The following is a 15636-nucleotide window of genomic DNA, read 5'->3' as shown; positions in this document are numbered from 1 at the left end:
GGCTGCTCAACCCGAGCAACCTCTCCGGCTACACCAAGTCGGTCGTCACCAACTCGGTCAACGCGGGCGCTCCCTACAACACCGAGGTCGGCGCCGGAGGCGACGGGCGCTCCGACGAACGCGGCGGCGACGTTGCCGGTGCCGCCCTTGTGGGCGAGCCAGGTGGAGAAGGTCAGGTCCTTCTTGCCGACGAGGCCGGCGGTGGGGATCTCGAGGTAGGGGGCGGCCGCGGCGGATCCGCCGGGGAGGCTGATGAGCCCGTTGCGGAACTGGGCTCCGGAGCCGCGCAGCGTCGCGCTGTAGCCGTTGCCGCTGGTGTCGGCGACCGTGGTGCCGGTGGGGGCGGTGTCGAACGTGTAGTGGAGGAGCGGGGTCTCGGTGGCTCCGAAGGCGGAGCTGGGGACCGTGGCGCCGAGCAGCGCCGTGGCGGCGACGGTCGCGACCGCCAGAGCGGTCCTCACCGCCGATCGTGATCGTCTCATGCAGATGGCCCTCGTGATCGGGTGCGGCGTCGAGGCACGATCCGCAGGGCCGCGGAGGTGTGCGTCTTCGCACGGAATGTGAACGTGAACATCCTAGATCGCGGTGCCGGATCCTGACCAGTCCCCGGGAGAGGTCTGCGGGCTCCTGCAGAACGCACGCCGAGAGCGCGGTCCCTCGCCCGCCGACGCAGAGGCCCTGCTCTCCGCCGACGTTCTGCAGGAGCCGGCCGGGTGGCACGATGTCCGCATGGCCTCCGACCGCCCCGTCCTGCTCGTCGTCGACGTCGCCGACGGCGGCCGTGAGGATCCCGAGTTCGAGATCGAGCTGCAGCTGCTGACCGCGAGCGTCGTCACGGCCGCCACCGCCGCGGGCTTCGTGGTCGACCGCGTCCCCGCCGAGCAGGCCGGCGCCGCCGAGCTCGAGCGCCGGCTCGCCGCCGCCGACGCCGTCGTGGTCACCGGAGGGGAGGACGTCGACCCGTCCCTCTACGGCGGCCGACCCGACGACCCGCACCGCGGCCAGTCCTTCCCCGCGGCCGACCGCGCGCAGATCGCGCTCGTCCGCCGTGCCGTCGAGACGCGGACCCCGCTGGTCGGGATCTGCCGCGGGATGCAGCTGGTCAACGTCGCTCTCGGCGGCGACCTCGTGCAGCACCTGCCCGGCGCGGGTCACGTCGGCCGGTCGGTCCCCGGCGAGCACCTGTCCGGGATGGTCGACCACCGCGTGGCGCTCGAGCCGGGCAGCGCCCTCGCTCGCATCCTCGGCGCCGCCGAGCTCGACGTCCGCAGCTCCCACCACCAGGCCGTCGACCGTCCCGGCGAGGGCCTCGTCGTGGTCGGCCGCGCCGACGACGGCACCGTCGAGGCCCTCGAGCACGAGTCCGCGCCGCTCTGGTGCGTGCAGTGGCACCCGGAGGACGCGGGCTCGCGCGGCACCGTGCTCACGGACCTGCTCGAGGCGGCGCTCGCCGCGACCGCTACTTGATCGACCCGCGCATCACTCCGCTGACCACCCAGCGCTGCGCGAAGAGGTACACGATCAGCAGCGGCGCCATCGCCATCAGGTAGGACGCGAAGGCGACGGTGTAGTTCGTGTTGAACTGCCCCTGGAAGACGTACTCGGCCAGCGGCAGGGTGCGGGCGGACGGGTCCGAGAGCACCACGAGCGGCAGGATGAAGTCGTTCCACGCCCACACGCAGGTCAGGATCCCGACGGTCGCGTTCATCGGGCCGAGCAGCGGGAAGATCACCTGCCAGTAGGTCCGCCAGGTCGAGGCGCCGTCGGTGCGCGCCGCCTCCTCGAGCTCGATGGGGATCGAGCGGATGAAGGCCGTGTAGATGAACGTGTTGATCGAGAGCCCGAACACGGCGTAGAGCAGGATCAGCCCGGCCTGGTTGTCCAGGCCCAGCAGGGCCGTCTCCTTCACCACCGGCAGCATGATGATCGGGAACGGCACGAAGACCGCGGCGAGCAGGTAGAAGTAGACGCCCTTGAAGAACGGCCTGTGCATGTTCCGGGCGACCGCGTAGGCGACCATCGAGTTCGAGAACAGCGTCAGCACGACGGCTCCGACCGTGATCAGCGCGGTGTTCACGAAGGCCTGCGGGAAGCGGGTCGCCGTCCACGCCTCGGCGAAGTTGCCCCACGAGATCGAGGTCGGCAGCTCGAACCCGGTGCCGCCGAGCTGGTCGGGCGTCTTCAGCGCGGTCACGACGGCGAAGTAGAGCGGCAGGAGGATCGTCAGCGAGCAGACCGCGATGAGCGCGGTCGCCCACCAGTTGATCCGGTAGGTGTCGCGGGAGGGCCGGCGCCGCCCCTCGGGCTCGCCGAGGGCGATCGCGGTCGTGGGGGTGATGGTCGATGTCATCAGAACGACGCCTCTCTGCGGCTGAGGACTCGGAACTGGATCAGCGAGACCACGATGATGATGAGGAAGTAGAGGACGGCGTTGGCCGTCTGATAGGCGTACTCGCCGCCCTGGAAGCCGCCGCGGTAGATCAGCAGCGTGATCGACTCCGTCGAGGTGCCGGGACCGCCGTTGGTGAGGGCGATGATGTGGTCGAACACCTGGAGGAAGTTCTTCATCGAGATGACCATGTTGATCGTGAAGAAGGAGGCGATCAGCGGGAACGTGATCGAGGTGAACTGCCGCCACCTCCCCGCTCCGTCGAGCGAGGTCGCCTCGTAGAGCTCGCCCGGGATGGTCTGGAGTCCGGCGAGGTAGATGATGATCGAGAAGGCCGAGGCCTGCCAGACCGCCAGCACCACGATCGCCACCCACGCCCAGTCGGCGTTCGCGAGGATGTTCTCGCCGATCACCGGGATCGCGCCGAGGATCTGCGGCAGCGAGTTCGCGAAGAGGTACTGGAACACGTAGCCGATGACCAGGGTCGAGAGCACGTAGGGGATGAAGTAGATCCCGCGGAACGCCGTCTGGAACTTGATCCGCGCGTTGAGGGCGACGGCGATGGCGAGCGAGATCACGTTCACCAGCACGGTCGCCACGATCGCGAAGCCGAAGGTGAACCCGTAGGCCTTCCAGACGCGGTCGTCCTGGAGGAGCGCGAGGTAGTTCGAGGCGCCGATCAGGTCCCAGGAGCCGTAGCCCGCGTAGTCCGTGAAGCTGAAGAAGATCCCGGTGAGGACCGGGACCGTGTGGAGCACGAAGAAGAGCAGGACGGCGGGGACCGTCATCCAGTAGAAGGTCTTCGAGGTGCGCCCGATGGTGCGCTTGCGGCGCGCGGGCGGCGGAGGAGTGGTCGCCACCGCCTGCGCGGCGGCCGTCGTGGTCGTGGTCATGGGGTCACTTCCTGGTCGTGCGTGCCGCGACTTTGCGCCACTCACTGTCGAGGGTCCGGAGCGCCGCGTCGGCGTCCCCGCTGGCGAGGAACGCCTGGAGCGTGGGGTTGAGCGGGATGCTCGCGGGGATCTGGTGGTCGACGAAGCCGATCAGCCGTCCCTGCTCGAAGTAGGGCTGCAGCTCGGCCAGCGTGGGGTCCGAGTTGGGTGCGGCGCCGACCAGCGGCGAGAAGGCGGCCTGGCTCTCGACGTACGGCTCGACGACTCCGGGGGTCAGCAGGAAGTCGACGAAGCGGCGGGCCGCGTCGAGCTTCGGAGTGCCGCGGCCGATGGCGACGGCCACGTCGACGCCCGAGGTGACCCGCGTGTCCGCGGGGTCGTCGAGCACCGGGTAGGGGAAGACGCCGAGATCGATGTCGGGGTTGTTCGTGCGCACCGGGTTGATCGCCCAGATGCCCTGCGGGTACATGGCCGCCTCGCCCGCGGCGAAGGCCTGGTTGCCGTCGTCGTAGCCGCGGCCGAACGAGCCCTCCTGCGTGTACGAGAAGAGCTGCCCGAGCCGCTCCATCGTCGTCGCGTAGTCCTTCGTGAACGAGACGGGGGAGTCGGGGCCGAGCGCCGCTCCCTCCTCGCGCATCGCGTCGAAGAAGCCGTCCGGCTGCAGCTGCCCGCCGAGCGCGTTGAAGGCGGGGGCGCCGGTCCAGTTGTCGAGCAGCGCGCCGTAGAAAGGAGTGATCCCGGCGGCGGTGAGCGTCTCGCAGACGGCGATCAGCTCGTCCCAGGTGGTCGGCACCTCGATCCCGTTCTCGGCGAAGATCGTGCGGTTGTAGAGGATCCCGTCCGCGTTGTTCGCGAAGGCGAGCGCGTTCACCTCCTTCCCCTCGAAGCTGCCGAGGGCGGCGAGGATGTCGAGGGCCGCCGGGTTCACCCGCTCGACCAGCTCGTCGCCGGTGAAGTCGTGGAACACGCCGGCCTTCGCGAGGTCGGCGTAGTAGCCGCTGCCGTTCAGGGTCAGCACGTCCGGCACCTTGTCCTTGACGAGCAGGGTGCGGATGGCCGTGTCGGGGTCGGGCACGTTGTTGGCGATGACCCGGATGTCCGGGTTGGCCGCCTCGAACTCGCGGATGATCCGCGCGAAGTCCTCCACCGCCTCCGCCTTGAACTGGAAGAAGTCGAGCGTGGTCACTCCGTCGCCGGCGCCGGAGGAGGCGCAGGAGGCGAGGGCGGCGGCGGACGCCGCGGCGAGCGGCACCGAGAGGAACAGCCGCCGGGAGAACCCGGGGGGATGCGGATGAGCGGACATGCGGCGCCTCCTTGCGCGTGGGGACAGGTCTCAGGGCGCGCTCGACCGCGGAGGGCGGTGCGAGAGCAGGTGCGGCGGCGGGGGAGCGGGGTCGGCTCCGGCGCCGGGAGGGCGGGTCAGAGGGCGGTGAGCACGAGCACGACGAGCTGCTCCGGATCGAGGACGGGGGCCTGGAGCCCGACGGTGCCCAGCACGCGGCCGCGGAGCGCGGTCCCGTGCTCGGCCCAGCCGAGCGGCGACTGCCCGGGGCCGCCGAGCGGCGACGTGACCGGGGCGAGCGCCACGGAGTAGGTGCGCTCCGGGTCCAGGCCCGGGAGCGTGATCCGGCCGGGCGGGTAGGTCTCGCCGGTGCGCAGCTGGGCGAAGGTGAAGAGGGCGGCGGAGCGGTCGGCGGCGACGACTCCGGAGAGCGAGGCGGCGTCGTCGGCGAGGTCGGCGCGCACGACCGTCCCGGTGTGCAGCAGCGCCCGGTGCTCGCGGTGGAAGGCGACCCAGGCGGTCAGCTCCTCCTCGACGGCGGGGGCGAGATCCGAGACGTCCCACTCGATGCCGAGGTGGCCGGGCAGCGCGGTGCCGGCGCGGAAGGCGAGCGAGTGGGTGCGCTGCGTCGAGTGCGACCGCGGCCCTCCGATGTGCTGCCCCATCAGCTCGGGCGGCACCACCAGCTGGGTGAAGGGCTGGATGGTCTGCCGCTCGAGCGGGTCGATGCAGTCGCTCGTCCAGATGCGGTCGGTGCGGGCGAGGATCCCGAGGTCGACGCGGGCGCCCCCGGAGGCGCACGACTCGATCTCGACGCCGGGGTGCCGGGAGCGCAGCTCGTCGAGCAGGCGGTAGAGCGCGAGCACGTTCTCGTGGACGGCGGAGCGGCCGGTGGCGGGCGAGACCGCCTCGATCACGTCGCGGTTGTGGTCCCACTTGAGGTACGCGATCGGGTACTCGGTCAGCAGCGCGTCGAGGGCGTCGAGCACGTGCTCGAACGCGCCGCGCTGCGAGAGGTCGAGGACCTGCTGCTGCCGCCCCGAGGCCGGGAGGTGGCCGGCCGGGCCGAGGATCCACTCCGGGTGCGCGCGGGCCAGGTCGGAGTCGGGGCTGATCATCTCGGGCTCCACCCAGAGGCCGAACTGCATGCCCAGGCCGGTCACGACGTCCGTCAGAGGAGTGAGGCCCTCCGGCCAGACCGCGGGGTCGACGGTCCAGTCGCCGAGCGCGGCGGTGTCGTCGCGGCGGCCGAGGAACCAGCCGTCGTCGAGCACGAAGCGCTCGACCCCGATCCGCGCGGCCCGCTCGGCGAGGGCGGTGAGGCGCGCGAGGTCGTGGTCGAAGTAGACGGCCTCCCAGGTGTTGAGGGTGACGGGCCGCGGAGCGACGGGGTGCTGCGGGCGGGCGCGGAGCGACGCGTGGAACCGGGCCTGCAGAGCGCTGAGCCCGTCGCCCCAGGAGCCGTAGGCGACCGGGGTCTCGTAGCTCTCGCCCTGCGCGAGCTCGATCTCGGCGGGCCGCAGCAGCTCGCCGGCCGCGAGGAGCGAGACGCCCTCGACGGTGCGCTCGGCGCGGAGCGAGCTGTCGCCGCTCCAGCCCAGGTGGACGCCGTGCACGAGCCCGCGCTCCCAGCCGAAGCCGGGCGTGCCCGCGGCGAGGAGGAGGGTCGCGTCGGCGCCAGGGCGGCCGCGGCGGGTGCGGCGGGTGTGCTCGCCGATGGTCAGCGCGCGGCGCTGCGGGTGGCGCTCGCGGAGGTGGTGGCCGGTGGTGTCGAGGATCTCGCGCGCGGTCGCGGGGAGCGGGAAGCCGAGCTCGAAGCGCTCGAGGCGGAACGGGCGGGCGTCGAGGTTCTCGACCCCGGCGCGCTGGGTGAGCAGGCCGGCCGCGTCGACCTCGAGGTCCACGGTCAGGCGCACGCCCGCGCCGGTGGCGACGGTCCGGAGGGCGGAGCCGAGCGCCTCGATGCTCTCGACCTCGAACCGCTCCGACGCGGCCGCGCGCTCGTGGGTGCCCTCGAAGGTGGGGGCGTGCTGCCAGCCGTCGGCCTCGACGGCGACGAGGCCGAACGGCGCGAAGGCGTCGAGCCCGCCCGAGACGCGCTGGGGGAGGGCGGCGTCTGCCAGGGCGGATAGTTCGGCGGCGGAAAGATCTCCGAGCGCGGCGCCCCAGTGCACGATAGTGGGGAAGGTGACGAGGCGGGCGTCGACGACGACGCTGGTGCCCCCGTCCTGCAAGTGGAAGAGGCGCGATTCCCGGCCGGAAAGGGTCACGGAGTCGTTCGTGGGGGCGATGCTGCGGTGCATGGCTTATTTCTAGAGCAGAAGTAATAGGGGTGTCAAGAGCGGCGCGAGTGTCCGGATCCGCTCCTGGAGCGGCGCACTGCCGGTAGCTTTCTACCAGGCCGGAAAGAAGGAGCCCCGTGACCGACACCATCGTCGCCGAGGACGCCTCCGGGAGCTCCTCCGAGCTCCTGGCGCGCGAGGTCCTGATCCACGGTCCCGTCTCGCGGGCCGAGCTCGGCCGCCGCCTCGGCCTCTCGCCCGCCAGCCTGACCCGGCTCGCGCGCCCGTTCCTCGACGGCGGCCTGGTCGTCGAGGGCCCCGAGCAGAGCACCGGAGTCGGCCGCCCCGCCCGCCCGCTCGACATCCGCGCCGACGCGCTGAGCTTCGCGGGCGTGAAGATCACCGGCACCGAGGTCCTCGCCGTCCGCACCGACCTGCGCGCTCGGACCGAGCGGGAGCTGGTCCGCCCGCTGCCGGGCACGGAGCCCGCCGACGTGATCGCCGCGATCGTCTCGGTCGTCGACGAGCTCGGCGGCCCCTCCGCCTTCGCCGGCCTGGGCGTGACGCTCGGCGGGAGCATCGCCGCCGACGGCCGGGTGAGCCGCGCGCCGTTCCTCGGCTGGCGCGACGTCGACCTCGCCGCTCCGCTCTCCGCCGCCCTCGGGCTGCCGGTCGCCCTCGAGAACGACGTGGTCGCGCTCACGGGAGCCGAGCACTGGTTCGGACGGGGCCGCGGCATCCCGCACTTCGCGGTGCTCACGGTGGGGGCGGGCGTCGGCTACGGACTGGTGGTGCACGACCGGGTGGTCGCGCCCCCGGAGGCGGGGCTCGGCCTGGGCGGCCACTACCCGCTGGATCCCACCGGCCCCGTCTGCGAGGCCGGCCACCGCGGCTGCTCGACCGCGATGCTCAGCCTGCCCTCGCTCCTCCGCCAGCTCTTCGTCGCCACCGGCCGCGAGCTGATCCTGGCCGAGGGCTTCGCCGCCGCTCGCGCGGGCGACCCCGGTGCCGAGCGCATCCTCGCCGACTCCGGCACGGCGCTCGGGACGATGATCGCCGCGATCGGCAACCTCTCGATGTCCGGCACGGTGATCCTGGCCGGGGAGGGCGTCGCCCTCTACACGGAGCAGGCCGCGGTGGTGGACGCCGCGATCGCGGCCACGCGCGACCCGGACGCTCCGCCCCTGGCCCTGCTCGTCGACGACGGCGGGCTCGTGGAGTGGGCGCGCGGCGCGGCAGCCGTCGCGATCCAGCGGCTGCTGCCGCGGATCGCGCTCGGGACGCTGGGGTAGCGGGGCTCCGCGGCGCGCGGGCGCTCGGGGTGCCGGGTCTCGGCGCCCAGTGGGCCGTCGGCACGCTCGCCCGGCGGGTCTCAGCGCCGCGGAGGCTCGGGAGGTCGGCCCGGCGGGTGTCCGCTCCGGGCGGGTGCTGGGACGCCGGGCTCGCGGGTTAGGCGCCGAGCGCCGAGCCGGGCAGGTCGCTCTGCAGGCCGTCGACGATCCGGCCGAACGCCGCGATCGCCTGGTCGTCGCCGAGACGACCGGAGTCGACTCCTCCGGCGATGCGCAGGACCTCTGCCCGGCGCTCCGCCCGCTCCACCGCGTCGAGCCCGGAGGCCCCGATCGCTGCGGATGCGCGCACTCGCGCGACGATCGTGCCGACGTGCCATCTGCCGCGTGCCATCTGTCTCCTCCTGAAGTCCCCGCCCTTCTTCGGAGCGGACGCACACCCGGATGGGTGCGCGTCCCCGCGTCCTCACCCCCGCCGCTCCGGCGATGCGTCACGAACGGTCGTCATCCGGCCGCCGTGGCGACCGTTCGTGACGCATCGATCGAGCTGAGGGGCGCCGGAGCGCCCGCTCGCGAAGAGGGGTCCGGGGCGCCAGAATGACGGCGAGCGGAGGGAGGCACGATGCGACGCCTCCGCGCCCTCGCCGCCGCGCTGCTCCTCCTGCCCGCCCTCGCGGCCTGCGCGCCGGGAGGCGCGGCAGGCGCCCCGAGCGGCACCGAGGCCACCCCGGCTGCGGCGACCCCGGCTCAGGCCGCCCCCGACCCGGCCCGCTCCTCCGCCTCGTCCGCCTCGGCTCCCGGGGTCACCGTCTCCGTCCAGCAGAACCGGTCCGACATCGCCGGCGGCACCATGGCCTTCGAGGTCCACAACGGGAGCGGCGCCCCGATCGAGGTCACCGCGGCCCGCCTCACGGACCCGCGCCTCGCCGCCCCGCTCACCTGGACCGGCGGCACGGGCGTCCCCGAAAGGACCTCGCGAGACCTCCGCGTCGACGTGCCCGAGCCCGCCTGCCCTGCCGCGGAGGCGCCCGCTGCGCTCGAGGTCGTCCTCGCCATCGACGGCCACGGCGAGCACGCGTACCCCGCCGACGACCCGTTCTCGTTCGTCGACGCTCTCGCCCGGTCCGGATGCTTCGCCCGCACCGTCGACGCCGACCTCGCCCTGCGGATCGACACGTCCGGAGGCGCCGCGCACGAGCCGGCGCGCCTCACGATCACCGCCGACGTCCGGGGCACCCCCCTCGTGCTCCGCAGCGTCGACGCCACGATCCTGCTCCAGCCGCCCGACGCCGCCGACGCCTGGACCCTCGACCGCTCCGTTCCCGCCGGGACCTTCGACTCCGTGGTCCTGGACGCCGTCCCCACCCGCTGCGACACCCACGCGCTCGCCGAGGACAAGGTCGGCACGCGCATGCCGGTCACCGTCGAGACCGCGGGCCGGCAGGGAACCGTCGTCGTCGCCGCGACCGCCGAGCAGAAGGGCGAGCTCTACGCGTTCATCACCGCGTACTGCGCGTCCTGAGCGGGGGAGGCGGGGGGTCCGGGGGCGCGGACGTCGGCGCCGCGGACGCGTCTCGCCGTCCACCTCGGCCGTCACTCGCCGCCGCTCGCCCGCATCGGCAGGTTGCGCCGTCTGCCGCGCCGAGCCGGTCCCGCCCGCCGTGGGACGAGCCCGGCCTACCCCGCCCGGCTCGGCTCAGCCCGCTCGACTAGCTCAGCCCGGTTCAGCCGGCGCCCCGCTCCGCTGTGCGCGCCCCAGCCGCGCCCGTCCGCCTCACGCCGGCGCCGTGCTCAGCGCCTGCAGCCCCGTCACCCGCAGCAGGTCGAGCCGCGCCTCGTCCTCGCTGCCCGGCGCCACCGTGTAGACGACGATCCGCAGGTCGGTGCCCGGAGCCGTGAGCACGTCGCAGTCGATCGTGATCGGTCCGACGGGCGTCCGCGTCACCGTCTTCCGGCTCGCGCGGTGCTCGGCGATGCGCGCCTCCGCCCAGCGCCGCTCGAACTCGGGCGACTCCTCGCGCAGCCGAGCGACGAGGGCGGCGAGCGCCGGATCGCGCGGGTAGCGCCCGGTCGCCGCGCGCAGGTCGGCCGCGAGGTCGCTCGCGAAGTCCTCCTCGTGCTGCGCGTCGAACTCGGTGCCCGCGTGTCCGGAGGTGAAGTGCCGCCAGACGAGGTTCCGCTCCAGCCCGGTGTACACCGAGGGGTCGCCGTTCAAGGCGGCCCAGAGCGGGTTCCACAGCAGGATGTCGTGGGCCGCCGTGAACACCGCGAGCGGCACGTCGCCCAGGCGGTCGACGATCCGCTGAACGCCCGGGCTCACGTGCTGCGGCACGACGCCCGGCGAGGGGACGGCGGCGCCGGCGACCCGGTAGAGGTGGTCGCGCTCGCTGTCCGTGAGCCGGAGCGCGACTGCGAGCGAGCGGAGCATCGACGGCGAGGGGTTCCGCGCGCGTCCCTGCTCGAGCCGCACCAGGTAGTCGACGCTCACGCCCGAGAGCGCCGCCAGTTCCTCGCGGCGCAGGCCCGTGGCTCGGCGGCCCGAGCCTGCGGGCAGGCCGACCTCGGCGGGACGGATGCGGTCGCGCCACGAGCGCAGCACCGCGGCGAACTCCTCCATGCCGCCCATCCTCCTCCGCCCGCCGTCGCCGAGCCAGGTACTGCCGGTCCCCCCGTCGAGCGCGGCCTGGTCGAGGCCCGACGACCCGCGCAGGATGGGCGCATGACCACGACACTCATCACCGGAGCGAACCGCTCCCTCGGCCTCGAGACCGCCCGCCGACTCCTCGAGGCGGGCCACACCGTCTACGCCGGCATCCGCGACACCGCCGACGGCGACGCCGCCCGCGCGCTCGGCGCCCACCCCGTCCGCCTCGACGTCACCGATCAGGCGAGCGTCGACTCCGCGATCGCCTCCCTGCCCGGGCTCGACGTGCTCGTCAACAACGCCGGCGTGCTCGGCACCTCGTTCGGCGTCGACGACCTCACCCCGGAGGCGATGGCGGGCGTCCTCGAGACGAATGTCGTCGGCATCGTGCGCGTCACGCAGGCCGCGCTCCCGCTGCTGCGGGCCTCCGCGGCCCCGGTCGTCGTGAACGTGGCGTCCGGAGTCGGCTGGCCGCGCTGGCTGAGCACCGAGGGCCACGACGAGTTCCCCGTCACCGCGATCCCGTACGCGGCGTCGAAGGCGGCGGTCGTCGCGCTCACCGTGCAGTACGCGAAGAACCTGCCGGCGATGCGGATCAACGCGAGCGACCCCGGATACACCGCGACCGACTTCAACGGACACGGCGGGCACCAGACCGTCACCGAGGGCACGGACGCGACCGTCGCGCTCGCCCTGCTCGGCTCCGACGGGCCGACGGGCGAGTTCCACGACCGGCGCGGGCGCATCGAGTACTGAGCGGCGGGAAGGCGGGCGCGGCCGGCCGGACACCGGCCCGGACCCGGCAGGCGTCCACATGCCCGTTCGAGGAGCCGCTGCCCCGAGCGCGGCGTGCGTCCACGTCCCCGTTCGAGAAGATCCCGCCCCGACCCGGTAGGCGTCCGCGTGCGCCCGAGACGCGGTGAGGTCCCCGAACCCGCCCTCGGCGCACCGGCCAGCACATGGTGATGAGGTGTCCTGTCTGCGCGGTCACCGGTCCTCGGTGCTGGGCTGTGAGTGACGGCCGGAGCCGGGACGCTGCCCACCGCGTGACAGAGGGCCGGATGAACCGCCGGCCCGACGGTGCGTGCTCGCTCCGGTGCGCCTACCGACTCACCGCGTCTCGTGTCAGCTCTGCAGCTCGACCCCCCAGTTCGTCCTCTGGACGTCGGCGTCGAGCCCGCGCAGCTCGCGCGCCACGGCGTCCGCCTGCTCGCGCAGCTCCCGCACCGGCAGCGCGGGCAGGCGGCGCAGCTCGCTCCGGAGCTGGCGGTAGCCGCGCTCGCCTGCGGCCGCGTCGGCCGCGCGGGTCAGGAGGCTGTGCCGCGCGCGCAGGGCTTCGCGCCGGGCGAGCGCCGCGGTCAGCACCTCTCCGGTGGGAGTGGTCGCCGTCGCGTTGGTGAGGTTGATCGCCGTGACCAGCCGCTCGAGCTCGCCCAGTGCGCGCGTGCAGTCGGCGAGCAGCTCGGCCGGGTCCTCGGTCGGCTCCTCCCCTTCCTGGTAGGAGGCGTTCGCGACGATCCGCGACTGGAGGGCCTCGATCCGCTTCTGCAGGTCGGCCCGCTCGAGGAGTGCTTCGGCGAGAGTCATGCGACCAGGCAAGCACACATCGGCGCGACCTGCGCCCCTAGGCTGCGACCGTGCCGCTGCAGAACCATCCCGGAGACGTCGAGTTCCCCGTCCGACCCCGGCTGCGCTACGCGCGGGCGGCCGATGCGCATCGTCGCGGTCAGGGCGCCGGACGCCGCGCGCTCCTGGTGACCGCCTTCGCGGCTCCGGTGGGCCTGGTCGGCTTCGCGTGGGGGCTCGCGCTCGGCGGCGGCGAGAGCGTCGTCGCGTTCACGGCGTTCGCGTTCGCTCTGGCCTTCGGGCTGCTCGCCGCCACGGTCGGCTTCCAGCAGTGGGATGCGCGCGCGCCGCGCCGCGAGCAGCTCGCGTACCTCGGCGCGGCCGGCTCGCCGACCCCGTCCCTCCGCCAGCAGCAGCTGCTCGCGCTCGACGCGGTCAGCGACTTCTCGTTCGCCGGCTGGAACTCCTCCCTCGCGTTCCAGCCCTCGTGGGCCGAGCTCCCGGAGGAGCTGCGGCGCCGCTACGCCGACGGAGCGAAGGGAGCGCCGTGGCAGCAGCTGCCGCTGCATCCGCTCGTCGAGCACCGGGTCGCGCTCGACCGCGACTTCCGCATCGCCTCGGCCGACGACGTGGAGCTGCTGGTCGCCGACGTGCTCACCCGCGGGCCGCTCTCGACCCGCTTCGCCGAGGTCTCGGCCTCCGCCGACGCCGAGCGGATGCGCTCCCGGGTCGCCGCGCTCACCGGCGGCAGCGAGTTCCACCTCCTCGAGCTCGCCCAGGCGGTCGACGGGCGTCCGCCGCTGCTCCTGCTCGCGGGCGACGCCGAGCGCACGATCGGCGCGATCCGCTACGCCTACGTCGCCGGCTACCTCCCGGCGGCGCGCGCCTGGGAGCTGCTGGCCGCCGTCGGCGACCGCGTCTTCGAGCGCTACTCCGGCTGGGACGCCTACTGGGCCGACGCGGCCCTCGCGATCGCCTTCCGCACCGACTCGCTCGGCGCGGTGCAGCACCACCACCGTCTGCGCGCGGAGCTCGCGGCGTCGGGGTGGCCGGCGGCGTCGGTGCCGTACCCGGGCTGAGCGCGGGGCGGCGACGGTGCCTCCGAGCCGGAGCGTTCGGACCGGAGGCGTGCGCCCGCGCGGTGACCTCCCTCGCAGACGGGGCTGTCGACGCGGAGAGCGCCGCGGTCCCGGCGTCAGCCCAGCTTCGAGGCGGGCACCGTCTCGAGGCGGAGCAGGTCGCGGCGCAGGCGCTGCGAGCGGACGTAGCTGCTCAGCACGTGCTCGGGCGAGGGCGGGGAGTCGCTCCCACCGAGGAGGGCGCGCGCGGTCGTGAGGCGTGCGCGGCGGATCTCGTCGAACACGGTGGTGCCGTTCCGCGCGAAGGTGCGCTGCAGCGTCCGCTTCGGAACGCCGAGGCGCTCGCAGATCTCCTGGACCGAGAGGCGGGGGTCGGTGGACATCGCGGCGATCAGGGCGAGGGCGCGCGTGTAGACGTCCTCGCTGCTCTCGCGCGGCAGCGAGGTCGCCAGCACAGCGCCCGCCAGCTGCTCGACGGCGGCCCGCACCAGGGGGAAGGCGGGGGAGTCGGCGTCGAGGGTGGAGCCGAAGGTCGCGTTGACGGTCGAGAGCAGGATGCCGCGGCTGGCCGCGTCGGCCTCGGTGACGACGGCGCCACGGTCGGCCGAGTCGACCAGGCCCAGCAGCGGGCGGTCGAGGGCGATCTCGGTGCGGGCGCTCGGGGTGTCGGTCACGATCGTGAACGGGGAGTCGCAGTGGAGGAAGGCGATGTCGCCCGGCGCGACGCGGACCTCGAGCGCCGCCGGATCGTCCGGCTGGATCACGAGCGCGCCCTCGAGCGGGATGATCAGGCGGACGCCCGGGCCGATGGCGGAGGTGCGGTGCAGGCGGGCCGGTGAGTGCCAGATCCGGAGCACGTCGACGCCGTCGTTGCAGAGGGTGTCGGCCACGATGCGGAACGCGCCGTTCGCGCGGACGTCGACGCCGCTCTGGGCCAGCCACGCGGCCGCCGCGGTGTCCCGGCGGGACACTCCGCGATCGACGATCGGTCGGCTGCCTTCTGCGATTCCCCTCACGGCGGAGTCCCTTCCTCTGGCGCGTCCTCCGTACGACGCGATCCCTCTACCCTGGCCGATCCGGCCCGGTGGTGAGAAGTCTTCATGCGATCGCATCGTCGCTGACCTCCACCGCAAGGAGTCGGAACCCGCTATCGGGGGACGGAACCCGACCTCCGGGGTGCGCCTCGGATCGACGTGGACCTCGAGTGCGGCGGCGTCGGTGAAGGGCCGCTCGTCGCTCGTGCGGCCCCGCAGCACGATGGAGTGGCGGAGCGTCCGGGGCGCCCGCGGCGGCGCGATCGTGTAGTGCGCGACGGCCACGAATCCCGCTCCCGGGGCGACCCGCTCGGGCCGGCCGACCACGGTGACCGGGGCCTCGTCGTAGTCGAGCTCGACGCCCGAGCCGTCGGTGAAGGAGCCGCAGAACAGGGCGAGGTCGTGCAGGGAGGCGGTGCCGGAGTTGTGGAACTGCATCCAGAAGGTGATCACGGCGACGGAGCCGCGGGCGGGCGCGAGCCGCACCGCGCTGCCGTCGAGGACGAGGTGCGGGGGCGGATCGAGCGTCGGAGCTCCGAGCATCAGCCGCGCCGCCTGACGCCCGCCGCCGGTGCGGCCACCGGTTCCGCTGCGCGTCCCGCCAGCTGCAGGAGGCCGCACGCGGCGACCACTCCGACGAGGGCGGCCGTCCAGCTCAGGTCCTGCTGATCGAACTCCCGGAGGTGCGCCGGGACGCCCGTGAATCCGAGGATCCCCTGGGCCGTGGCGACGGTGGCGAAGGCGAGCAGCGCGGCCGTGGCGGCGACCGCGGCACAAACGGGCGGGTCGTCCTCCGAGCCCTGGGCGAAACGGCGGACGGCGTGCGCGAGGGCGAGTGCGCAGAGGGCTGCGGCGACGAGGGCGGCCGCGGTGTAGGCCGGGCCGGCGGCCAGCAGGAGGAGGGCGCCCACGACGACCCGCAGGCAGGCCGGGAGGACGCCGGGAGCGCTGCATCCGCGCGCGCCCGGGCCTCCGCCGAGGGCCGCGGCGAGGGCGCGGGACTCCTCGAGGCGCCTCCGGACGCCACGAGGACCGGCCGCGCGGAGCAGGGCCGTCGCGCCCGAGGCGAGCAGCGAGACGCCGACGAGCAGGGGGAAGACCAGGGCGGCGTCGGCGGCGTCCGGATCAGAGGACGGCGATCAGCTCGGCGTCAGCGCGGGCGGACGGCGATCAGCTCG

At 73.9% G+C, this 15636-nt stretch carries 15 protein-coding genes; 5 read left to right on the top strand and 10 right to left on the bottom strand.

Features of this window, described 5'->3' with window-relative positions; all coding sequences use genetic code 11:
• Positions 1 to 461, bottom strand: a 461-nt coding sequence (locus C5C27_RS13465; RefSeq protein WP_219813175.1) for a hypothetical protein, incomplete at its 3' end; no start/stop codon positions are given.
• A 268-nt stretch (positions 462 to 729) separates the two neighbouring features.
• On the opposite strand from C5C27_RS13465, the gene C5C27_RS13460 reads away from it, so the two are divergent.
• Positions 730 to 1467, top strand: coding sequence for a gamma-glutamyl-gamma-aminobutyrate hydrolase family protein (locus C5C27_RS13460; protein ID WP_104314654.1), 738 nt, complete (start codon positions 730 to 732; stop codon positions 1465 to 1467).
• On the opposite strand, the gene C5C27_RS13455 is transcribed toward C5C27_RS13460, so the two are convergent.
• From C5C27_RS13455 to C5C27_RS13440, 4 genes are all read right to left on the bottom strand, one after another.
• The gene (locus C5C27_RS13455; RefSeq protein ID WP_347877594.1) at positions 1460 to 2350 is read right to left on the bottom strand and encodes a carbohydrate ABC transporter permease; all 891 of its coding nucleotides are present in this window, start codon (positions 2348 to 2350) and stop codon (positions 1460 to 1462) included. The two genes, C5C27_RS13460 and C5C27_RS13455, sit on opposite strands and share 8 nt — an antisense overlap.
• Positions 2350 to 3282, bottom strand: coding sequence for a carbohydrate ABC transporter permease (locus C5C27_RS13450; RefSeq protein ID WP_104225874.1), 933 nt, complete (start codon positions 3280 to 3282; stop codon positions 2350 to 2352). Before C5C27_RS13450 ends, C5C27_RS13455 begins: the two co-directional genes overlap by 1 nt.
• 4 nt (positions 3283 to 3286) lie before the next feature.
• Complete coding sequence (locus tag C5C27_RS13445) at positions 3287 to 4585, bottom strand: ABC transporter substrate-binding protein (protein ID WP_104251277.1); 1299 nt, start codon at positions 4583 to 4585, stop codon at positions 3287 to 3289.
• Between the two features lie 116 nt (positions 4586 to 4701).
• A complete protein-coding gene (locus tag C5C27_RS13440) occupies positions 4702 to 6867 on the bottom strand; it encodes an alpha-galactosidase (protein WP_104314653.1) in 2166 nt (721 codons plus the stop codon).
• A 116-nt stretch (positions 6868 to 6983) separates the two neighbouring features.
• On the opposite strand from C5C27_RS13440, the gene C5C27_RS13435 reads away from it, so the two are divergent.
• Positions 6984 to 8138, top strand: coding sequence for an ROK family transcriptional regulator (locus C5C27_RS13435; protein WP_104314652.1), 1155 nt, complete (start codon positions 6984 to 6986; stop codon positions 8136 to 8138).
• Between the two features lie 157 nt (positions 8139 to 8295).
• Here C5C27_RS13435 and C5C27_RS13430 read toward each other — a convergent pair whose 3' ends face one another.
• The gene (locus C5C27_RS13430; RefSeq protein WP_104224027.1) at positions 8296 to 8529 is read right to left on the bottom strand and encodes a hypothetical protein; all 234 of its coding nucleotides are present in this window, start codon (positions 8527 to 8529) and stop codon (positions 8296 to 8298) included.
• Between the two features lie 228 nt (positions 8530 to 8757).
• Between C5C27_RS13430 and C5C27_RS13425 the strand changes: the two genes are divergently transcribed.
• Positions 8758 to 9657, top strand: coding sequence for a hypothetical protein (locus C5C27_RS13425; protein ID WP_104314651.1), 900 nt, complete (start codon positions 8758 to 8760; stop codon positions 9655 to 9657).
• A gap of 252 nt (positions 9658 to 9909) precedes the next feature.
• On the opposite strand, the gene C5C27_RS13420 is transcribed toward C5C27_RS13425, so the two are convergent.
• Positions 9910 to 10752: a helix-turn-helix transcriptional regulator gene (locus tag C5C27_RS13420; RefSeq protein WP_104314650.1), complete on the bottom strand. Its 843-nt coding sequence runs from the start codon at positions 10750 to 10752 to the stop codon at positions 9910 to 9912.
• A 102-nt stretch (positions 10753 to 10854) separates the two neighbouring features.
• Here C5C27_RS13420 and C5C27_RS13415 point away from each other — a divergent pair, with 102 nt between their 5' ends.
• Positions 10855 to 11535: an SDR family NAD(P)-dependent oxidoreductase gene (locus C5C27_RS13415; RefSeq protein ID WP_104314649.1), complete on the top strand. Its 681-nt coding sequence runs from the start codon at positions 10855 to 10857 to the stop codon at positions 11533 to 11535.
• Positions 11536 to 11904: 369 nt separating this feature from the next.
• Here C5C27_RS13415 and C5C27_RS13410 read toward each other — a convergent pair whose 3' ends face one another.
• Positions 11905 to 12366, bottom strand: coding sequence for a DIP1984 family protein (locus C5C27_RS13410; protein WP_104224023.1), 462 nt, complete (start codon positions 12364 to 12366; stop codon positions 11905 to 11907).
• A gap of 50 nt (positions 12367 to 12416) precedes the next feature.
• On the opposite strand from C5C27_RS13410, the gene C5C27_RS13405 reads away from it, so the two are divergent.
• The gene (locus tag C5C27_RS13405) at positions 12417 to 13424 is read left to right on the top strand and encodes a DUF1266 domain-containing protein (protein WP_104314648.1); all 1008 of its coding nucleotides are present in this window, start codon (positions 12417 to 12419) and stop codon (positions 13422 to 13424) included.
• A gap of 116 nt (positions 13425 to 13540) precedes the next feature.
• Here the strand turns inward: C5C27_RS13405 and C5C27_RS13400 are convergent, their stop codons facing one another.
• Positions 13541 to 15001 (bottom strand): hypothetical protein, encoded by a 1461-nt coding sequence (locus C5C27_RS13400; protein ID WP_104314647.1) that lies wholly within the window; start codon positions 14999 to 15001, stop codon positions 13541 to 13543.
• Positions 15001 to 15369, bottom strand: coding sequence for a hypothetical protein (locus C5C27_RS18125; RefSeq protein WP_104314646.1), 369 nt, complete (start codon positions 15367 to 15369; stop codon positions 15001 to 15003). Before C5C27_RS18125 ends, C5C27_RS13400 begins: the two co-directional genes overlap by 1 nt.
• Positions 15370 to 15636: the final 267 nt, after the last annotated feature.

This window comes from Rathayibacter sp. AY2B7 (assembly GCF_002931635.1).
Taxonomy (GTDB): Bacteria; Actinomycetota; Actinomycetes; order Actinomycetales; family Microbacteriaceae; genus Rathayibacter.
This window is presented reverse-complemented; position numbering and strand designations above follow the sequence as displayed.